Origin of the sequence: Citrobacter sp. FP75 (assembly GCF_018342065.1) — a bacterium.
Classification (GTDB): domain Bacteria; phylum Pseudomonadota; class Gammaproteobacteria; order Enterobacterales; family Enterobacteriaceae; genus Citrobacter.
In genome coordinates, this window is record NZ_JAFDOE010000004.1 from 401,307 (window position 1) to 417,147 (window position 15,841).

Here is a 15,841-nt window from a genome sequence, read left to right on the forward strand (position 1 = left end):
CAGCATCTCATCCGGCACACAAAGCTGGAGATTACTGCGCCTCTTTTATGCGCACTTTCGCTGCTACCACCAACGCTGTCAGCAGCATCAGGCTGCCGGAAATCACCAACGGCGACAGCAGTCCGAGGTTATCGAGCGCATAACCTCCCACCGCAGCACCGCAGGTATTAGCCAGCTGGATCACGGCGACCTGCACCGAACCGGCTTTTTCCGCCTGATCGGCAAGCGAGCGGGTGATCCATGTCGACCAACCCACCGGCACCAGCGCAAATGCCAGCCCCCAGACAATCGCAATGCCAGCCGCAACCACTTTGTCACTGCCCCACAGGATCAGGATCAGCGCACTGAGTGCCAGCACCAGCGGCGCTCCGGCTAACGCCTGTTTGACCGAGCGCTTCAGGATCATCGAAGAGAGCGACGTGCCGACAAAGCTGGCGATACCAAAGCTCAACAGCACCAGCGTCAGGCCATCAACATCAAAGCCCGCCAGATTCATATACACCGGCCGGATGTAGGTAAAGAAGGCAAACTGCCCGGCAAACGACATAAAGATGGCGATCATGCCAGCCATCACGCCCGGACGCTGCAGCAGGCTAAACATATTTTGTTTTTGGTGCGACGGCTCACCGGGCAGCGAAGGCAGTGATTTCACCACCCAGATGGTGCACAACACCCCCATCACCGCCGCCGCATTAAATACGTTACGCCAGCCAATAATACCGCCTAAAAAACTCCCCAACGGGGCGGCAATCACCAGCGCAATAGAGACTGCGCCAAAGATAACCGACAGCGCTTTCGGCACCGTGCGAGCGGGCACCAGACGCATGGTTAGCGACGCCGACATTGCCCAGAAGCCGCCGAGCGCCAGCCCAAGACAGGCACGCCCCACCAGCAGCAGGGTAAAAGAGTTGGCAAACGAGACCAGCAGGCAGGAGAGCGTCAGCAGTACCGAGAACAGGATCACCACATAGCGACGATCGGTCGCCTGAATTATTTGCGTCACAAACAGGCTGGCAAACATGGCGACAAATGCCGTCACCGTCACCGATTGTCCGGCAACACCTTCTGAAATACCCAGATCCTGCGCCATCGGCGTCAGTAAACTGACGGGCAAGAACTCAACGGTTATCAGGCAGGCAACGCAGAACGCCACGGCGAATACCGCCGACCAGTTAGGTCGGGCATTCACCTCAGCGCGGGATTTTTGTTCAATAGCTTCACTCAATTTTGTTACCTGCGTGGGGTTATTGTAGAAAAGTTACGCAGTGTAACATTAAAAATGTGACGTATTTAACGTTTCAACAACTTTCACCGCCGGATGACGACTTCGTCTTATCCGGCCTACGTCTGAGCCCCTTTGTCGGCCTGATAAGCATAGCGCCATCAGGCATGAACATCAGTGCAGCCAGTGCACGCCGTCTTCGGGCTGGAAAAAAGCGTTGTAGCGCATCTGGAAGGCGTTGATCTCCTGCATATCTGGCTCCATTTCGCGTAGAAACCCCAGAGCCAGACGCACCTGCGCGTCGGTAATCGGCGTAGCCAGCCGAGCTTTTTGCAGTAAACGATGCCACTGCAACAGGTTCTGTTCGCTACCGTCGACAATGACGATTTGCCAGATCAACAGCACCTGCGCGGCATTTTGCAGGTGCGATTCGTCAGGCCGGTGAAGATACTGTAAAAATGCTTCGCCCTGCACTTTTCCCATCTGATCGGTCATTGATTCTACCGGCATCACATCAATACCCAGACGTTCACTTAGCCGACGAATCGCACGTCGCGCCCCGGACGTCAGTACCCGAAAACCCACAACAAAAACAACAACCAACGTGGCCAGCATTATCCAAATCATGCGCACATCCCTTACCCGACAGGATGCCCATCATAGCGGCAAATTTATCTCTGTCGATGGATGAACGCCACACCATAAAAAAACCCGCCATGAAGGCGGGCAAAAAGTTACCAATACACACTTAAGCGGTTTTTAACTGCTGAATTTTCTTCTCGCGGCGGATTTTACGTTCTTCGAAGACGGCCACGATAGCCATCAGGCAGATACAAGCGATAGCGGCAGTGTCCAGCGCAGCGAAAGTGCCCGCCCAGCCGGTCAGGCCGAAGATCGGCGTACCGTCGGCAATCATCCCCAGGCCCAGCTTGGCAAAGCTGTCACCGATCAGATAAGCGAAAGTACCTTTAATCCCATCGGCAGCGCCGATCGCTTTTTTCGGTACGAAACCGACTGCCGCCACGCCAATTAACAGTTGCGGGCCAAACACCAGGAAGCCAAGGGCAAACAGGGAAGCCAGGTAAATATACTGGTTGCTGGCATGCTGATAGACACCCAGGGTAGCGATAATCAGCGCCAGTGCGACGCAGGCCACCAGCGCACGGCGACCGTTCGCGAGATCCGACAGCCAGCCCCACAGCAGGGTGCCGACCAGCGCCCCCACTTCAAACAGAGTAAAACCCTGAATCGCCACTTCTTTAGACAGCTTCAGCTCCTGGAAGGCGTACACGGTGGACCACTGGTCGATACCGATACGCACCACGTACAGGAAGATGTTGGAGAAGCACAGCAGCCAAATCACTTTGTTTTTCAGCACGTACTCAACAAAGATCTGCCATTTGGTCATCTCGTTTTCTTCGGTTTCTTTGTCCTCTTCGCTTATCTCTTCACCGAACAACTCTTCGGCTTTGCCGAGGCCATACGATTCCGGGGAGTCGCTACCGTAGCGCAGGCCAATAAAGCCGACGATCAGCGCGATAATCGACGGGAAGATAAACATCCCGATGACGTGTCCATCGAACAGCACATTAGCGCCAAACAGCGCCACGCCCGCCGCACCTGCACCGCCGAGGTTGTGGGAAATGTTCCACATACCGAGATACGATCCACGTTTACGGCGCGGCGTCCATTTGGTGATGGTCGAGTAACTGCACGAGCCGCCGGTGCTCTGGAAGAAGCCACTCAGCGCGTAGAAGGCGATCATCAGAAACAGGCTGGTTGAACCCGCGCCCATGCTGGCGCTGAAGCCGAGCATACAAATCGCTGAGAGGATCAGCATAAACGGCAGGAATTGCTTGGTGTTTTTGCCGTCAGCGTAGTAGGAAACCAGCGTTTTACCCACGCCGTAGGTGATGGAGAAGCCCAGACCAATCATCCCCAACTGCGTCATGCTCAGCCCGTAGGTAGAGATCATGTCGTTCTGCGCGATGTTGAAGTTTTTGCGGATCAGGTACATGGTCAGGTAGCCGATGAAAACCACCAGATAGGACTGCATGAACGGTTTGAACCACATTTTGCGCCGCACATCGAGCGGCAGATCCAGGGTCGGTTTGCGCACCTGATTGAGGAAGGCCAGCATGGTTTGCTCCTGAGCTGATTTTTATACCTGCGAATGGCAGGCATTGTAAAAATCAGCCAGGAGAGATGCCTGAGACAGCGTCCAGGTGAAACCGAGAAAATTTCTTAGTTTTGCTCTACTCGGGGCAAAAAGGTGAGGTGCATCACGCTTCGCTGACGTCGCGCGGCGCCTGGGCGTTTAAAAACGGCAGTAACAGCAGCGCGGAAATGCCCGCCGCGATGGCGATCACCACAAAGAATCCGGTCCAGTGCCAGACTTCCATCACCTTCGCCAGCGGCCAGCCGGAGAGCGACGCACCCAGATAAGCAAACAGCCCGACAAACCCGGTCGCCGCGCCCGCAGCCTCTTTGTGCGAGCACTCCGCCGCCGCCATGCCAATCAACATTTGTGGGCCGAAAACGAAGAACCCGGTGGTGAAGAAGCACGCCGCCTGCATCACATAGCTGGCAAACGGCATCAGCCACAGCGAACCGACGGAGAGCAAAATCCCGGCGGCGAAAATCAGGTTCATCGGGCCGCGGTTGCCGTTGAACAGTTTGTCCGAGCCCCAGCCCGCCACCAGCGCACCGATAAATCCGCCCAACTCAAACATGGTGACCGCCGTATTCGCAGTGACCAAATCCACGCCGAGCGTCTCCGACATGTACAGATTGCCCCAGTCATTGATCGCCGCGCGGACTACGTACACCAGCACGTAACACAGCGACAGCAACCAGATATACGGATTCAGCAGCACGTATTTGGTGAGAATCTCTTTACGGGTCAGCCCAGCGCCTTCCTGCTGTTGAGCAATTTCCAGCTCGTCATGTCGCCAGTCGCCGACCGGTGGTAAGCCGATGGCCTGCGGGCGGTCACGCAGCCGCCAGCAGAGGAAAATACCGACCACAATCGCCACCATTCCGGCAATCATCATCCCGGCGCGCCAGCCGTAGTGCAGCGCGGCGGCTGCCATCACCATCGGAATTAATGCCCCACCGACGTTATGCGCGGTATTCCATAGCGCCCACCAGCCGCCGCGTTCGGTACGCGAATACCAGGCCGTCAGCAGACGGGCGCACACCGGCGATCCCCAGCCCTGGAAGAAGGCATTGAGCGCCCACAGTACGGCAAAGGCCCACAGCGAGGTGGAGAAGCCAAACAGGATGTTCACCACCCCGGTGGCAATCAGCCCAGTACCCATAAAATAGCGGGCGTTGGAACGGTCGCTGACGATGCCGGAGACAAACTTCGACAGGCCGTAGGTGATGTAAAACAGCGTTGCCAGCAGGCCAATGTCGCTGCGGGTCAGCACACCGCTGGTGAGGATGTCCGGCACCGCAGCGTTGAAGCTTTTGCGTGTGAAATAAAACAGCGCGTAGCCGAGCCAGATGGTGGTCAGAATATGCCGCCGCCAGTAGCGGTAGCGGGCATCGACCTCGCGTTTATCGGCAATCAGCGGCGCATTGGCCGGGGCTTTAAAAAACGTCAGCATTAATGCTCCTTACACGTAGCGTTGAGGCAAAGACACGCTGACCCGCGTGCCGTGCGTGCAGGAAATTGAAAGCGTTCCACCAAGGGCTGTAATGCGCTCACGCATCCCGGTCAGGCCAAATCCTTGTTGATTCGAGCCCGGCGGCAGGCCGCTGCCGTCGTCTTCAATCACCAACATCAACCGTTCATCCTGCAGCCAGCCTTGTAACGTCACCGCGCTGGCGTTGGCGTGCTTGACGATGTTATTCAGCCCTTCCTGACAGACGCGGAACAGCGTCACCCGCTGGCTTTCGCTGAGAGCCGATTCATCAATATGCCAGTCGAGATGACTGACGATGCCGCGACTTTCCAGCTCCATTTCGCGCAGCAGCGAGCGAATGGCCTGCTCCAGCGTCAGATCGTCTAGCTGCCGTGGGCGTAAACGCCCGAGCAGGCGGCGTACAGAATCGTAGACGCCCAGCGAGAGCTGCTCGATATGTACCCCGCTCTGCTTCACCCCCGTATTCTCCGGGGCCAGGCGCTGGACGATGCCCGCCTGGGTGCGAATGGCGGTGATGGTCTGGCCGATATCGTCATGCAGTTCGCGCGCCACGTCGCGACGCACGCTTTCTTCGGTTTCCAGCAGGCGTTCCGCCAGCCGATGGTTACGCGCCAGCTCATTTTGTAGCGACTGGTTAAGTTCACGCAGGCGCTGGATCCCCGCGCCGAGCAGCAGCCCGGTCAGGCTTTGCGCCAACAGTGAGAGCAGTAAATCAACGGGGTGATCGTGCCAGGTCTGGCTGGCAATCAGCGCGATGGCGTTCATCAGCGTGGCAATCAACGCCCCCTGCCAGCCGTAGTGCCAGGCCAGCGCGATGATCGGCAGCGCCAGACAAAACGGCGTGAAGCGCGACAACTCATCCGGCAGACCGAGCTGCAGCCACAGACTGACGCTAAACAACAGCAGGTACCACACCAGGTGTTTGCCGCGCCAGTTCACCGGCTGAGACACCACCGCCGGGCCAAGCGGCAGCCAGGTGGTGCTGGTCAGATAGTGCCAGAACACCAGGCAAACAGGGGCCAGCGTCAGCCCGCCGGTCAGGGTCAGCAGCAGCGCGTTCCACGCTTCTTCCCCCTGCCCCAACCACGGCAGCGACTGTAACAGCGCCGCGGCGATCAACGCCGCCCCTTGCAACAGCAAGGTACGCCAGTCGCGCTGATGACGATAGCGCCAGATTAACGTGACGGGCAACAGCGTCAGCAGACTACCGATCATCAAAAGGGAGGAGTGCGCCAGCGCAACTTCCTGTGCCAGCCACCAGATCAACAGCCATTCCGCCCCCAACAGCACTGGCCAGTAGCCGCGCGGACATTGCAGCATCATCCCCAGCCGCAGGCCAAACGGGAACAGCATAACCGCCAGATCCGGGCGTTCCACCAGATGCAGGCTGATGCTCCACAGGCAGAACCATGCGGCGGAGAAGATAAAGAAACAGGCGACAACGGTAATTAAGCGAGAGAGAAAGGTATTCATTGCCAGCCGTCAAACATCCGGCGGGCCAGCTCAACGTCGTTGCTGACGCCCAGTTTTTCCATCAGGTTAGCGCGATGCACATGCACCGTTTTCGGCGACAGCCCCAGTTCGGCGGCAATCTCTTTGACCGCCATGCCTTGGGCCAGCTTTTCCGCCACCTGGCGCTCGCGTTTGGTGAGCGGATCCTGACGCCCAGCCGCCAGTTTAACGGCGATATCCGGCGTGAGATAGCAACCGCCGGTCGCCACGGTATGCACGGCGGCAATCAACTCGTCGGGGCTACAGCGTTTGGAGAGAAAGCCGCGCGCCCCGGCATTCAGCGCCTGTTCCACCAGCGCCGGGCTGTCGTGGACGGAGAGCATGATAATTGCCATGCCTTTGGGAAGCTGGCTTATCAGCTCCAGCCCGGAGATATCCGGCATTGAAATATCGCAAATGCACACCTGCGCACCACGTCCCGGTAATCCCGCCAGCGCCTCACGGCCAGAACCGAATTCGGCGACGACCTGCAAATCAGCTTCCAGCCCCAACAACTGGGCAAAGCCGGAGCGGACGATAGTGTGATCGTCAATAAGGGCAACGGTAATCATGGGTTCATCCTGGCGCTAAGGCATGCCTGATGGCGCTGCGCTTATCAGGCCTACGGGCTGGTGCCGTTGTAGGCCGGATAAGGCATTAATGCCGCCATCCGGCAAAAGCGCTTACCTTAACGATAAGTGCTTTGCTGTTCAAGCCTTGAGCGGACTACTCGAAGAAGACGGTGATCTTGTTAAACATTGATGGATCGGACTGGTTGCGCGCGACTTTCACCACATCTTCCAGTTTATCAATCTGGCTTATCATCTGTTCCAGACGCTGGTCATCGTTGACCAGTAGCCAAATGCGACTCTGGTCGCTGCCCTGAATCGGTAGACAAAGAATGCCTTCCACGTTGAACGCGCGGCGGGCGAACAGGCCGCAAACGTGAGTCATTACGCCGGGGTGGTTACGCACGGTGAGTTCAAGAATTACGTTGTCATGAGTCTGCTGTTGCATGGCTTATTCCCCCACCATCTCTGTATTCGCCGCACCCGGCGGCACCATCGGGTACACTTTTTCTTCGGCGTCGATGCGCACGTGGATCAACGCCGGTCCCGGGCGATCAATAATCGTCTGCAGCGCCGCCTGCGGATCGGCTTCGTGGTTTAAATCACAGGTTTCAAGGCCGAAACCGGCGGCAATCTGCATAAAGTTGATCATCCCCGGATAGGTGGCGGCAAAAACGCCCTGCTTATAGAACAGGCTTTGTTGCTGGTACACCAGCCCCAATGCCTCGTTATTCATCAGAATGATTTTAATATCCAGCTGATTCTCGCTGGCAGTCGCCATTTCCTGAATATTCATCATCAGGCTGCCGTCGCCGGAGAAGCACAGCACTTTTTTATCCGGATTCGCCAACGCCGCGCCAATTGCAGCAGGCAGACCGAAGCCCATGGTCCCCAGGCCACCGGAGGTCAGCCATTGCCGCGGACGGTTCAGCGGGTAAGCCTGCGCCGCCCACATCTGATGCTGGCCGACGTCGGTGGTGATGATCGCGCTGTCGTCCACGCAGGCGGCAACGGCGTTAATCAGCCCGTAATGGCTGAGCGGATTTTTTTCCTGCGGGATCGCACACGGAAACTCTTGTTGCAGGTCTGCCACCAGTTGATGCCACTCTTCACGCGGTTGCGCTTCAATCAGCGGGATCAACTGTGCCAGCACCTCATCCACATCGGCCTGAATCGCCACGTGTGGCTGTTTAATTTTACCCAGCTCCGCGCGGTCAATATCCACGTGGATAATTTTAGCATTCGGACAGAACTGTTCTGTTTTACCAATCGCCCGGTCATCAAAACGTGCGCCCAGAACAATCAGTAAATCAGCTTCTTGCAAAATAAAGTTGGTACTGCGCGCGCCATGCATCCCCAGCATGCCTAACGACAGCGGATGCGCTTTTGGCAGCATGCCGAGCGCCATCAACGTCATGGTGGTAGGCAGCTTTGCTTTTTCGGCCAGCCCGCGTACGCGCTCCGGCGCATTAATCACCCCGCCGCCGAGGTACAGCACCGGGCGTTTGGCGGCGTTGATCATCGCGGCGGCATCACGGATGCTGTCCTGGCTGAATTCCGGCGCCGCCATTTTCTGCGCGGGCTCCGGCATCTCTTCAATTTCAAATACGGCGGTTTGAATATCCTTAGGAATGTCTATCCACACCGGGCCCGGGCGTCCGGACTGCGCAATGCGGAACGCATCGCTCATGACCTGTGGTAATTCATTGATATGGCGGACCAGATAGTTGTGCTTGGTGATGGGGATAGAGATGCCGTAGGTGTCGACTTCCTGGAAGGCGTCAGTGCCGATCATCGAGGCTGGAACCTGGCCGGTGATGCACACCAGCGGGATGGAATCCAGACGCGCATCGGCAATGGCGGTCACCAGATTTGTGGCACCCGGTCCGCTACAGGCCATACACACGGCGGGCTTGCCGTCAGTTCTCGCCATCCCCTGCGCGATAAACCCCGCGCCCTGCTCGTGGCGCGCCAGGATATGACGGATTTTCGTGCTTTGGCTTAAGGCGTCGTAGACGGGGAGAATCGAGCCGCCAGGAATACCGGTGACCACCGTGATTCCCTGACGCTCCAGGAAATGAACGATGAATTCTGCGCCCGTAAAGCGCGTACGCTTGGATGTTATGCCCGAACTTGCCATGCTCCAGTCCTTTTATTCTGGGCCTTTGCTCCGGGCAGGTCTCTTAAACGAAAAACCCCGCCCGGTTTGCGCCGGCGGGGTTTTGGAATCGTGTGTTCCGGACCCTACGGCGCATTGCCGACGACCACCACCACACGCACGACGACCACTGCGCGAGATGGCGCAGTTTTTAGTAGGGTCGCAGTCAGCATGGAAGGGTTCATTAGGGACCTTGTCTGTTTGTTGGTTAGCAGGATTTATACAAACACAGGTTATTCAGCGTGACAATGGAAAAATTTTCATCTGCACAAAAATGCCTCAACGATCACATTTCATTGTATGTCGTGCAAAAACAAAAAACCCCGCCGAGGCGAGGTTTTTATCAGCGTTGTACGGTTGGTTGCCGCCGGGCACACTGTGTTATGTCAACGCAAAAAGTATACGCGTTTCGCGAAGAACTCGCAATTTCGGCACGAATTTTGACGTTTTTGAGTATGGCGTAGCCATAGCATAATGTCTAATAATTACTGTTTATTTATACAGTAATTATCTATAATGTCACCGTACGCAATGTGTTATGCGGGGGCCGCAGAGTAAACCGGCGCAACAAAGTCCTGGCTGAAACGGGTGGTGCCGTCAGCGCCTTAACCCCCGTGTGAGCACACTGTGTTATGTCAACAAAGATGCTGGCAACAGGCAGCGGCGAGGTACGCCAGCATCGTGCTCCTTGTACCAAAAGGAGAGCGTATGAGCCTCGTGGATATCACCATTCTTATCCTGAAACTCATTGTTGCTGCACTGCAACTGCTTGATGCTGTTCTGAAGTACATTAAATAATTCAGATTCAAGTCGCACCTAAGGGGAGTGGGCAACCACTCCCCTTTCACCGTTGCCCTGGTGCGTGTGCCGCGCCAATATGTTACGTTTTTATGACATTCATCAGGGATGAAAACCACTATGACACTTTCTGTTTTCTGCATTTTACTATTCGCCGCGCTGCTTCATGCCAGCTGGAACGCCATCGTAAAAGCGGGAAACGACAAGCTGTATTCCGCCATCAGCGTTAGCGGCACCGCTGCGGTTATGGCGCTAATTTTCTTACCTTTTGCACCACAACCTTCCGCCGCCAGCCTGCCGTACTTAGCTGTCTCAACCGCTTTACAGGTGGTGTATACCGTGCTGGTCGCCAAGACTTATCAGGTCTCGGACATGAGCCAGACCTATCCCTTAATGCGCGGCACGGCTCCGCTATTGGTTGCCATCATCAGCGTCCTGTTTCTCGGCGATAGTCTGTCAATAATCGCCTGGGTGGGGATCGCCACCATTTGCCTGGCTATTCTCGGCATGGCATTTAACGGACGCAGCAGCTCGCAGCGGGGGATTGTGCTGGCACTGATCAATGCCTGCTTTATCGCTGGCTATACGCTGGTGGACGGCACCGGCGTACGGCTCTCAGAGACTGCGCTGGGCTATACGCTGTGGACCTTCTTTCTGAACGGCTCCTGCCTGCTAACCTGGGCGATGATCGCCCGACGTCGTGAAGCGTCGCGCTATCTGGCACAGCAGTGGAAGAAAGGTATTTTGGGCGGCATAGGCACCATGGGGTCCTACGGGCTGGCGCTGTGGGCGATGACGCAGGCCCCGCTGGCGGTAGTCGCTGCGCTGCGGGAAACCTCCATCCTGTTTGGCGCGCTGCTCGCCTGGCTGCTGCTGAAAGAGAAAGTCGCCGGGATTCGCCTTATCGCCGCAGCGGGCATTGCCGTCGGGGCAATTTTGCTACGTTTATCGTGATCGCATCTTATTTGGCTTACGGAATGAGCTGATTAATTCCGGCAACATTTATTGCCGCTATTTGTTTACATTTCCTGCCGTTATCCTTCCTGCCTTTGTAGTGATCAATATGGCCTTCTTTTTTTAATGTGGTAGATTCCACGCGCATTTACGGGAAAGTGCAGAATCTTATTCTTATTTTTTCTCTTTTTTAAAAGTAATCAGCGAAATGAAAAGGCATAGAAGCGTCAATTTGTTGTTGATGTTGGTACTCCTGGTGGCGGTAGGCCAGATGGCACAAACCATTTATATCCCCGCCATTGCCGATATGGCGCGTGAACTCAACGTTCGCGAAGGGGCGGTACAAAGCGTAATGGCAGCTTACCTGCTGACCTACGGCTTGTCGCAATTGGTTTACGGCCCCCTTTCAGACCGCGTAGGGCGCCGTCCGGTGATCCTCACCGGGATGTCTATTTTTATGCTGGCCACGCTGGTTGCCATCACCACCCATAGCCTGACGGTACTGATTATCGCCAGCGCGATTCAGGGGATGGGAACGGGCGTCGGCGGTGTGATGGCGCGAACTTTACCGCGCGATCTGTATGAAGGTACTCAGTTACGCCACGCTAACAGTTTGTTAAACATGGGTATTCTTGTCAGCCCTCTGCTGGCGCCGCTGATTGGCGGTGTGCTGGATACGATGTGGAACTGGCGTGCCTGCTATATTTTCCTGTTGATTCTGTGTGCGGGCGTGACGTTTAGCATGGCGCGCTGGATGCCGGAAACGCGCCCTGCGGGTGCGCCGCGTCCACGGCTTATCGCCAGCTACAAAACCCTGTTTGGCAACAGCTCTTTCACCTGTTACGTGCTGATGCTGATCGGCGGCCTGGCGGGTGTTGCGGTCTTTGAGGCATGCTCCGGGGTATTGTTGGGCGCAAGACTGGGTTTAAGCAGCATGGTGGTCAGTATTCTGTTTATTCTGCCCATCCCGGCGGCGTTTTTCGGCGCGTGGTTTGCCGGTCGACCGAACAAGCGTTTCTCGACGCTGATGTGGCAGTCGGTTATCTGCTGTCTGTCTGCCGGTTTGATGATGTGGATCCCCGGCCTGTTTGACGTGATGAACGTCTGGACGCTGCTCGTTCCCGCCGCGCTGTTCTTCTTCGGTGCCGGAATGCTGTTCCCGCTCGCCACCAGCGGTGCAATGGAGCCTTTCCCGTTCCTGGCCGGTACCGCCGGGGCGCTGGTGGGTGGATTGCAAAATATTGGTTCTGGCGTGCTGGCGTGGCTCTCCGCGATGCTGCCACAGACCGGGCAGGCCAGTCTGGGACTGTTGATGACCCTTATGGGTGTGCTAATTCTGGTGTGCTGGTTGCCGCTGGCGTCACGCGTGTCTCATCAGGAACAGGCGGTTTAAGTATGTGATGGCCCGGTTTTACGCCGGGCTGTTCACATTCAGGCGTAATCATCGTATTCAGTAACGGCTCCAGCGCCGGACGCCAGGCCCCTTCCTCACCATCATAAAACTGCGTATCTGCATTGATAGCATAGGGAATTTTTGCTTTATTCAGCTCACACGCCATAAAGCGGGCAAACGCCATCTGTGAAGCAGAAGGCGCATTTTTGATCGTCTCACCCGGTGCCCATCCGCCGACCCAACTCACATGTCCCGTTTTCTGCTGCCAGTGAACAACGCCATTTATTCGGGCGCGTATAGCCGCCTTTTCTGCTGCCGTACCCGACGTCCACGGGTACTTGCCGTTATTTTTCAGCGGCCCCCATGGAAAGATATGCCACTCGGCCAGCACGCTGTTCTGACTTTGCGGCGGCAGCTTCAGGCTCGACAAATCCTCCGGCGCGGCGCGCAGGCGTGGTGCGACAAAAACCATGCGCTGGGGATCGATGGCGTGAATCATGCGAATCGTTTTGTCGTACACCCGATTGAGTGACGCCAGATTGTGATTAAGCTTATCGGCTGGTTCGTAGATCAGGTCAAAGCCCAATAACGGCGAATCTTGACCAAAGTAATGCGCCACCGCCACCCACCAGTTGACCACCTCTTTTTCATTGCTGGCACTGGGGTCTTTTTTATACTCATCCGCCTGATACGCAATAATCGGGATCACGCCATACTGCTCGCAGGCTTCCACCAGCTTACGCAGATGGATAAGCCTTGCTTCTGTTGGCTCTCCGGCAACGCGAATACGCACATGACCGATCCCCTTCGCCTGAAAATCTCGCACCACCAGCGGATCGAACTCGCGGATGCCCCGTTCGGTGCGCGCCCAGTCAACGTCCATCCCTACGCCCAGTTGCTGCACATAGTGCGCCGCCGTCAGCGGTGGCTGTGCCGCATAGACGGTGGCGCTGGCGGCCAGTAAGAGGGAAATAAGCGGCTTTAACACGGTGGTCCTTAAGAAAATCATCAGGTGTTATTCACGTATTTAGCATGATTTCTGACGCCGGGTGTAGAGAGAAAGCGTAAAAATATTCCAGGCTTGCCTCGATTATTTTACCTGCTCCTGCAGCCAGCTAATAAACGCCTCGATTTTCGGCCACTGCCTGCCGGGTAGCGTGGTGATGTAATAGTGCTGATGACATTTCAGCGCCATATCGCCAAAGGGAGCGACCAACTCGCCGCTGTCGAGGCGTTTTTGTACCAGCCGTTTGCGCCCCATCGCCACGCCGATATGGTTCATCGCCGCAATCACTGCTAAATCAGAACGATCGAAGCCAATGCCAGATGATGTCGGCAAATTTACCGCAAAATGCTGCGCCCAGCTGTGCCATTCATCCGTACCTGAATCATTACTCCATGCCTGCCTGTCGTGCAGCAACGTGCAGTGCGGCAAATTCACCAGCGAACCGGTAAGGTCATAGCGGCGGGCATAATCCGGGCTGCATACCGGCAGTATCGCTTCATCCATCAGAAAATGATGCGTGAGCTGCGCCGAAGGCGCATCGTCAAAATAGATAGCCAGGTCAACTCCGGCACGTTGCAGATTGACGTTGTCGTTGCCGGTTAGCATGGTCAGCGAAATTGACGGATAGCGGCGGGTAAAATCGCCGAGCGCCGGAACCAGCCAGCACTGGGCAATAGAGGGCCGCGAGTACACGGTCAGCGTTCCGGACAGCTCCTGATTTTTGATGTCGAGGATTTCCTGATTGAGCGTATCCAGCGATGATTTCAGCGCCCAGAACACCCGTTTACCCTCGTGAGTCAGCTCCACCTTACGGTGCGAGCGGACAAACAGCTGGATGCCCAACTCCTCTTCCAGCTGATTAATACGGTGGCTGACGGCGCTGGGACTTAATGACAGTTCATCTGCCGCCAGCGCAAACGACTGGTGGCGAGCCGCCACTTCAAAAGTATAGAGCTTTGACAGCTGCCAGCCATTGAGCAGCCGATTTCTAACCTCGCGCAGGGGATCCATACTCACCTCTGTCATCCTGAATCTTTCGTCGAAGTGTAAAAAGATCTGCGGTAAAAATCAGCATAAAGATGAATCAGAGTGAATCATGTCGCATTATCCAGCCATTATTAGACGTAAATCACCCATTTGATTCAATCTGACTCATGTGAAAGAGGATTTATATCGTTTGTCAGAACGTGCCTTATTTTTGTCCAATAGACCCAGGCTATAAAGTCAGGTTAATCACAGGGCAAGGTGAGTTATGCACTCTCAAATCTGGGTTGTGAGCACGCTGCTGATAAGCATCGTGTTGATCGTTTTGACCATCGTGAAGTTCAAATTCCACCCGTTTCTGGCGCTGCTGTTAGCCAGCTTCTTCGTGGGGACGATGATGGGCATGGGGCCGCTGGATATGGTCAATGCCATTGAGAGTGGCATCGGCGGTACGCTGGGCTTCCTCGCTGCGGTTATCGGCCTCGGGACTATCCTTGGCAAAATGATGGAAGTGTCCGGCGCGGCAGAACGCATCGGCCTGACGCTCCAGCGCTGTCGCTGGCTTTCCGCCGACGTCATTATGGTGCTGGTCGGGCTGATTTGCGGGATCACGCTGTTTGTTGAGGTTGGCGTGGTGTTGTTGATTCCGCTGGCATTCTCTATCGCCAAAAAAACCAATACCTCGTTACTGAAGCTGGCGATCCCGCTGTGTACCGCGCTGATGGCGGTGCACTGCGTCGTCCCACCGCATCCAGCGGCCCTGTTCGTGGCGAACAAGCTGGGCGCGGATATTGGTACCGTGATTGTCTACGGTTTACTGGTGGGATTGATGGCCTCGCTGATCGGTGGGCCGCTGTACCTGAAATTTCTCGGTAACCGTCTGCCGTTTAAACCGGTGCCGGCTGAATTTTCCGATCTTAAAGTTCGCGACGAAAGTACACTGCCGTCGCTCGGCGCAACGCTGTTTACCGTACTGCTGCCGATTGGCCTGATGCTGGTGAAAACTGTCGCTGAGCTGAACATGGATAAAGGCGGCACGATGTACACGCTGCTGGAGTTTATCGGCAACCCGATCACCGCCATGTTCATCGCCGTATTTGTTGCCTATTACATTCTCGGCTTGCGCCAGCACATCGGCATGGGGGCACTGCTGACCCACACCGAAAACGGTTTTGGCTCCATTGCTAACATTCTGCTGATTATCGGCGCAGGTGGCGCATTCAACGCTATCCTCAAGAGCAGCGGACTGGCGGATACCCTGGCGCTGATCCTCTCCAACATGCATATGCACCCGATTCTGCTGGCCTGGCTGGTGGCGTTAATCCTGCATGCTGCGGTGGGCTCTGCCACGGTGGCCATGATGGGCGCAACGGCGATTGTGGCACCGATGCTGCCGCTCTATCCCAACGTCAGCCCGGAGATCATCGCCATTGCCATCGGTTCCGGCGCTATTGGCTGCACGATCGTCACAGATTCCCTCTTCTGGCTGGTGAAGCAATACTGTGGCGCTACCCTGAATGAGACCTTTAAATATTATACGACCGCGACATTTATCGCGTCCGTTATTGCACTGGCTTGCACATTCCTGCTTTCCTTTATTATCTAAGCGCGAAGAG

General features: G+C 56.0%; 15 protein-coding genes and 1 pseudogene. 5 read left to right on the forward strand and 11 right to left on the reverse strand.

Annotated features, from left to right (window positions below; all coding sequences use genetic code 11):
• Positions 1 to 31: 31 nt before the first annotated feature.
• The 6 genes from nepI to uhpA form a co-directional block, all read right to left on the reverse strand.
• The gene (gene nepI, locus JQ822_RS16475) at positions 32 to 1,225 is read right to left on the reverse strand and encodes a purine ribonucleoside efflux pump NepI (RefSeq protein WP_213134368.1); all 1,194 of its coding nucleotides are present in this window, start codon (positions 1,223 to 1,225) and stop codon (positions 32 to 34) included.
• 171 nt (positions 1,226 to 1,396) lie between these two features.
• On the reverse strand, positions 1,397 to 1,849 hold the full coding sequence (locus tag JQ822_RS16480) for a DUF1198 family protein (protein ID WP_213134369.1): 453 nt from the start codon (positions 1,847 to 1,849) through the stop codon (positions 1,397 to 1,399).
• 121 nt (positions 1,850 to 1,970) lie between these two features.
• A complete protein-coding gene (uhpT, locus tag JQ822_RS16485; RefSeq protein ID WP_213134370.1) occupies positions 1,971 to 3,362 on the reverse strand; it encodes a hexose-6-phosphate:phosphate antiporter in 1,392 nt (463 codons plus the stop codon).
• A gap of 142 nt (positions 3,363 to 3,504) precedes the next feature.
• Positions 3,505 to 4,833: an MFS transporter gene (gene uhpC, locus JQ822_RS16490; protein ID WP_213134371.1), complete on the reverse strand. Its 1,329-nt coding sequence runs from the start codon at positions 4,831 to 4,833 to the stop codon at positions 3,505 to 3,507.
• 9 nt (positions 4,834 to 4,842) lie between these two features.
• A complete protein-coding gene (uhpB, locus tag JQ822_RS16495) occupies positions 4,843 to 6,345 on the reverse strand; it encodes a signal transduction histidine-protein kinase/phosphatase UhpB (RefSeq protein ID WP_213134372.1) in 1,503 nt (500 codons plus the stop codon).
• On the reverse strand, positions 6,342 to 6,935 hold the full coding sequence (gene uhpA, locus JQ822_RS16500) for a transcriptional regulator UhpA (RefSeq protein ID WP_213134373.1): 594 nt from the start codon (positions 6,933 to 6,935) through the stop codon (positions 6,342 to 6,344). Before uhpA ends, uhpB begins: the two co-directional genes overlap by 4 nt.
• 22 nt (positions 6,936 to 6,957) lie before the next feature.
• On the opposite strand from uhpA, the pseudogene JQ822_RS24660 reads away from it, so the two are divergent.
• Positions 6,958 to 7,125, forward strand: a pseudogene (locus tag JQ822_RS24660) (hypothetical protein); the annotation flags it as partial.
• Here the strand turns inward: JQ822_RS24660 and ilvN are convergent.
• From ilvN to ivbL, 3 genes are all read right to left on the reverse strand, one after another.
• A complete protein-coding gene (gene ilvN, locus JQ822_RS16505; RefSeq protein ID WP_045448917.1) occupies positions 7,090 to 7,380 on the reverse strand; it encodes an acetolactate synthase small subunit in 291 nt (96 codons plus the stop codon). The pseudogene JQ822_RS24660 and the gene ilvN overlap by 36 nt on opposite strands.
• 3 nt (positions 7,381 to 7,383) lie before the next feature.
• Complete coding sequence (gene ilvB, locus JQ822_RS16510; protein ID WP_213134374.1) at positions 7,384 to 9,072, reverse strand: acetolactate synthase large subunit; 1,689 nt, start codon at positions 9,070 to 9,072, stop codon at positions 7,384 to 7,386.
• A 104-nt stretch (positions 9,073 to 9,176) separates the two neighbouring features.
• A complete protein-coding gene (gene ivbL, locus JQ822_RS16515) occupies positions 9,177 to 9,275 on the reverse strand; it encodes an ilvB operon leader peptide IvbL (protein WP_096759014.1) in 99 nt (32 codons plus the stop codon).
• Positions 9,276 to 9,798: 523 nt separating this feature from the next.
• On the opposite strand from ivbL, the gene tisB reads away from it, so the two are divergent.
• The 3 genes from tisB to emrD all read left to right on the forward strand — a co-directional run bounded on the left by tisB (position 9,799) and on the right by emrD (position 12,235).
• Positions 9,799 to 9,888, forward strand: coding sequence for a type I toxin-antitoxin system toxin TisB (gene tisB / locus JQ822_RS16520; RefSeq protein WP_115257124.1), 90 nt, complete (start codon positions 9,799 to 9,801; stop codon positions 9,886 to 9,888).
• A gap of 120 nt (positions 9,889 to 10,008) precedes the next feature.
• Positions 10,009 to 10,842 (forward strand): DMT family transporter, encoded by an 834-nt coding sequence (locus JQ822_RS16525; RefSeq protein ID WP_213134375.1) that lies wholly within the window; start codon positions 10,009 to 10,011, stop codon positions 10,840 to 10,842.
• Positions 10,843 to 11,050: 208 nt separating this feature from the next.
• Positions 11,051 to 12,235, forward strand: a complete 1,185-nt coding sequence (emrD, locus tag JQ822_RS16530) for a multidrug efflux MFS transporter EmrD (protein ID WP_213134376.1) — start codon at positions 11,051 to 11,053, stop codon at positions 12,233 to 12,235.
• Here emrD and JQ822_RS16535 read toward each other — a convergent pair.
• Both JQ822_RS16535 and dsdC read right to left on the reverse strand, forming a co-directional pair.
• Positions 12,162 to 13,244, reverse strand: coding sequence for a cellulase family glycosylhydrolase (locus JQ822_RS16535; protein WP_213134377.1), 1,083 nt, complete (start codon positions 13,242 to 13,244; stop codon positions 12,162 to 12,164). The genes emrD and JQ822_RS16535 overlap by 74 nt on opposite strands.
• An 81-nt stretch (positions 13,245 to 13,325) precedes the next feature.
• A complete protein-coding gene (dsdC, locus tag JQ822_RS16540; protein WP_213134424.1) occupies positions 13,326 to 14,252 on the reverse strand; it encodes a DNA-binding transcriptional regulator DsdC in 927 nt (308 codons plus the stop codon).
• 241 nt (positions 14,253 to 14,493) lie between these two features.
• Between dsdC and dsdX the strand changes: the two genes are divergently transcribed.
• Entirely contained in the window at positions 14,494 to 15,831 is a 1,338-nt protein-coding gene (gene dsdX, locus JQ822_RS16545; protein ID WP_213134378.1) for a D-serine transporter DsdX, read from the forward strand.
• Positions 15,832 to 15,841: the final 10 nt, after the last annotated feature.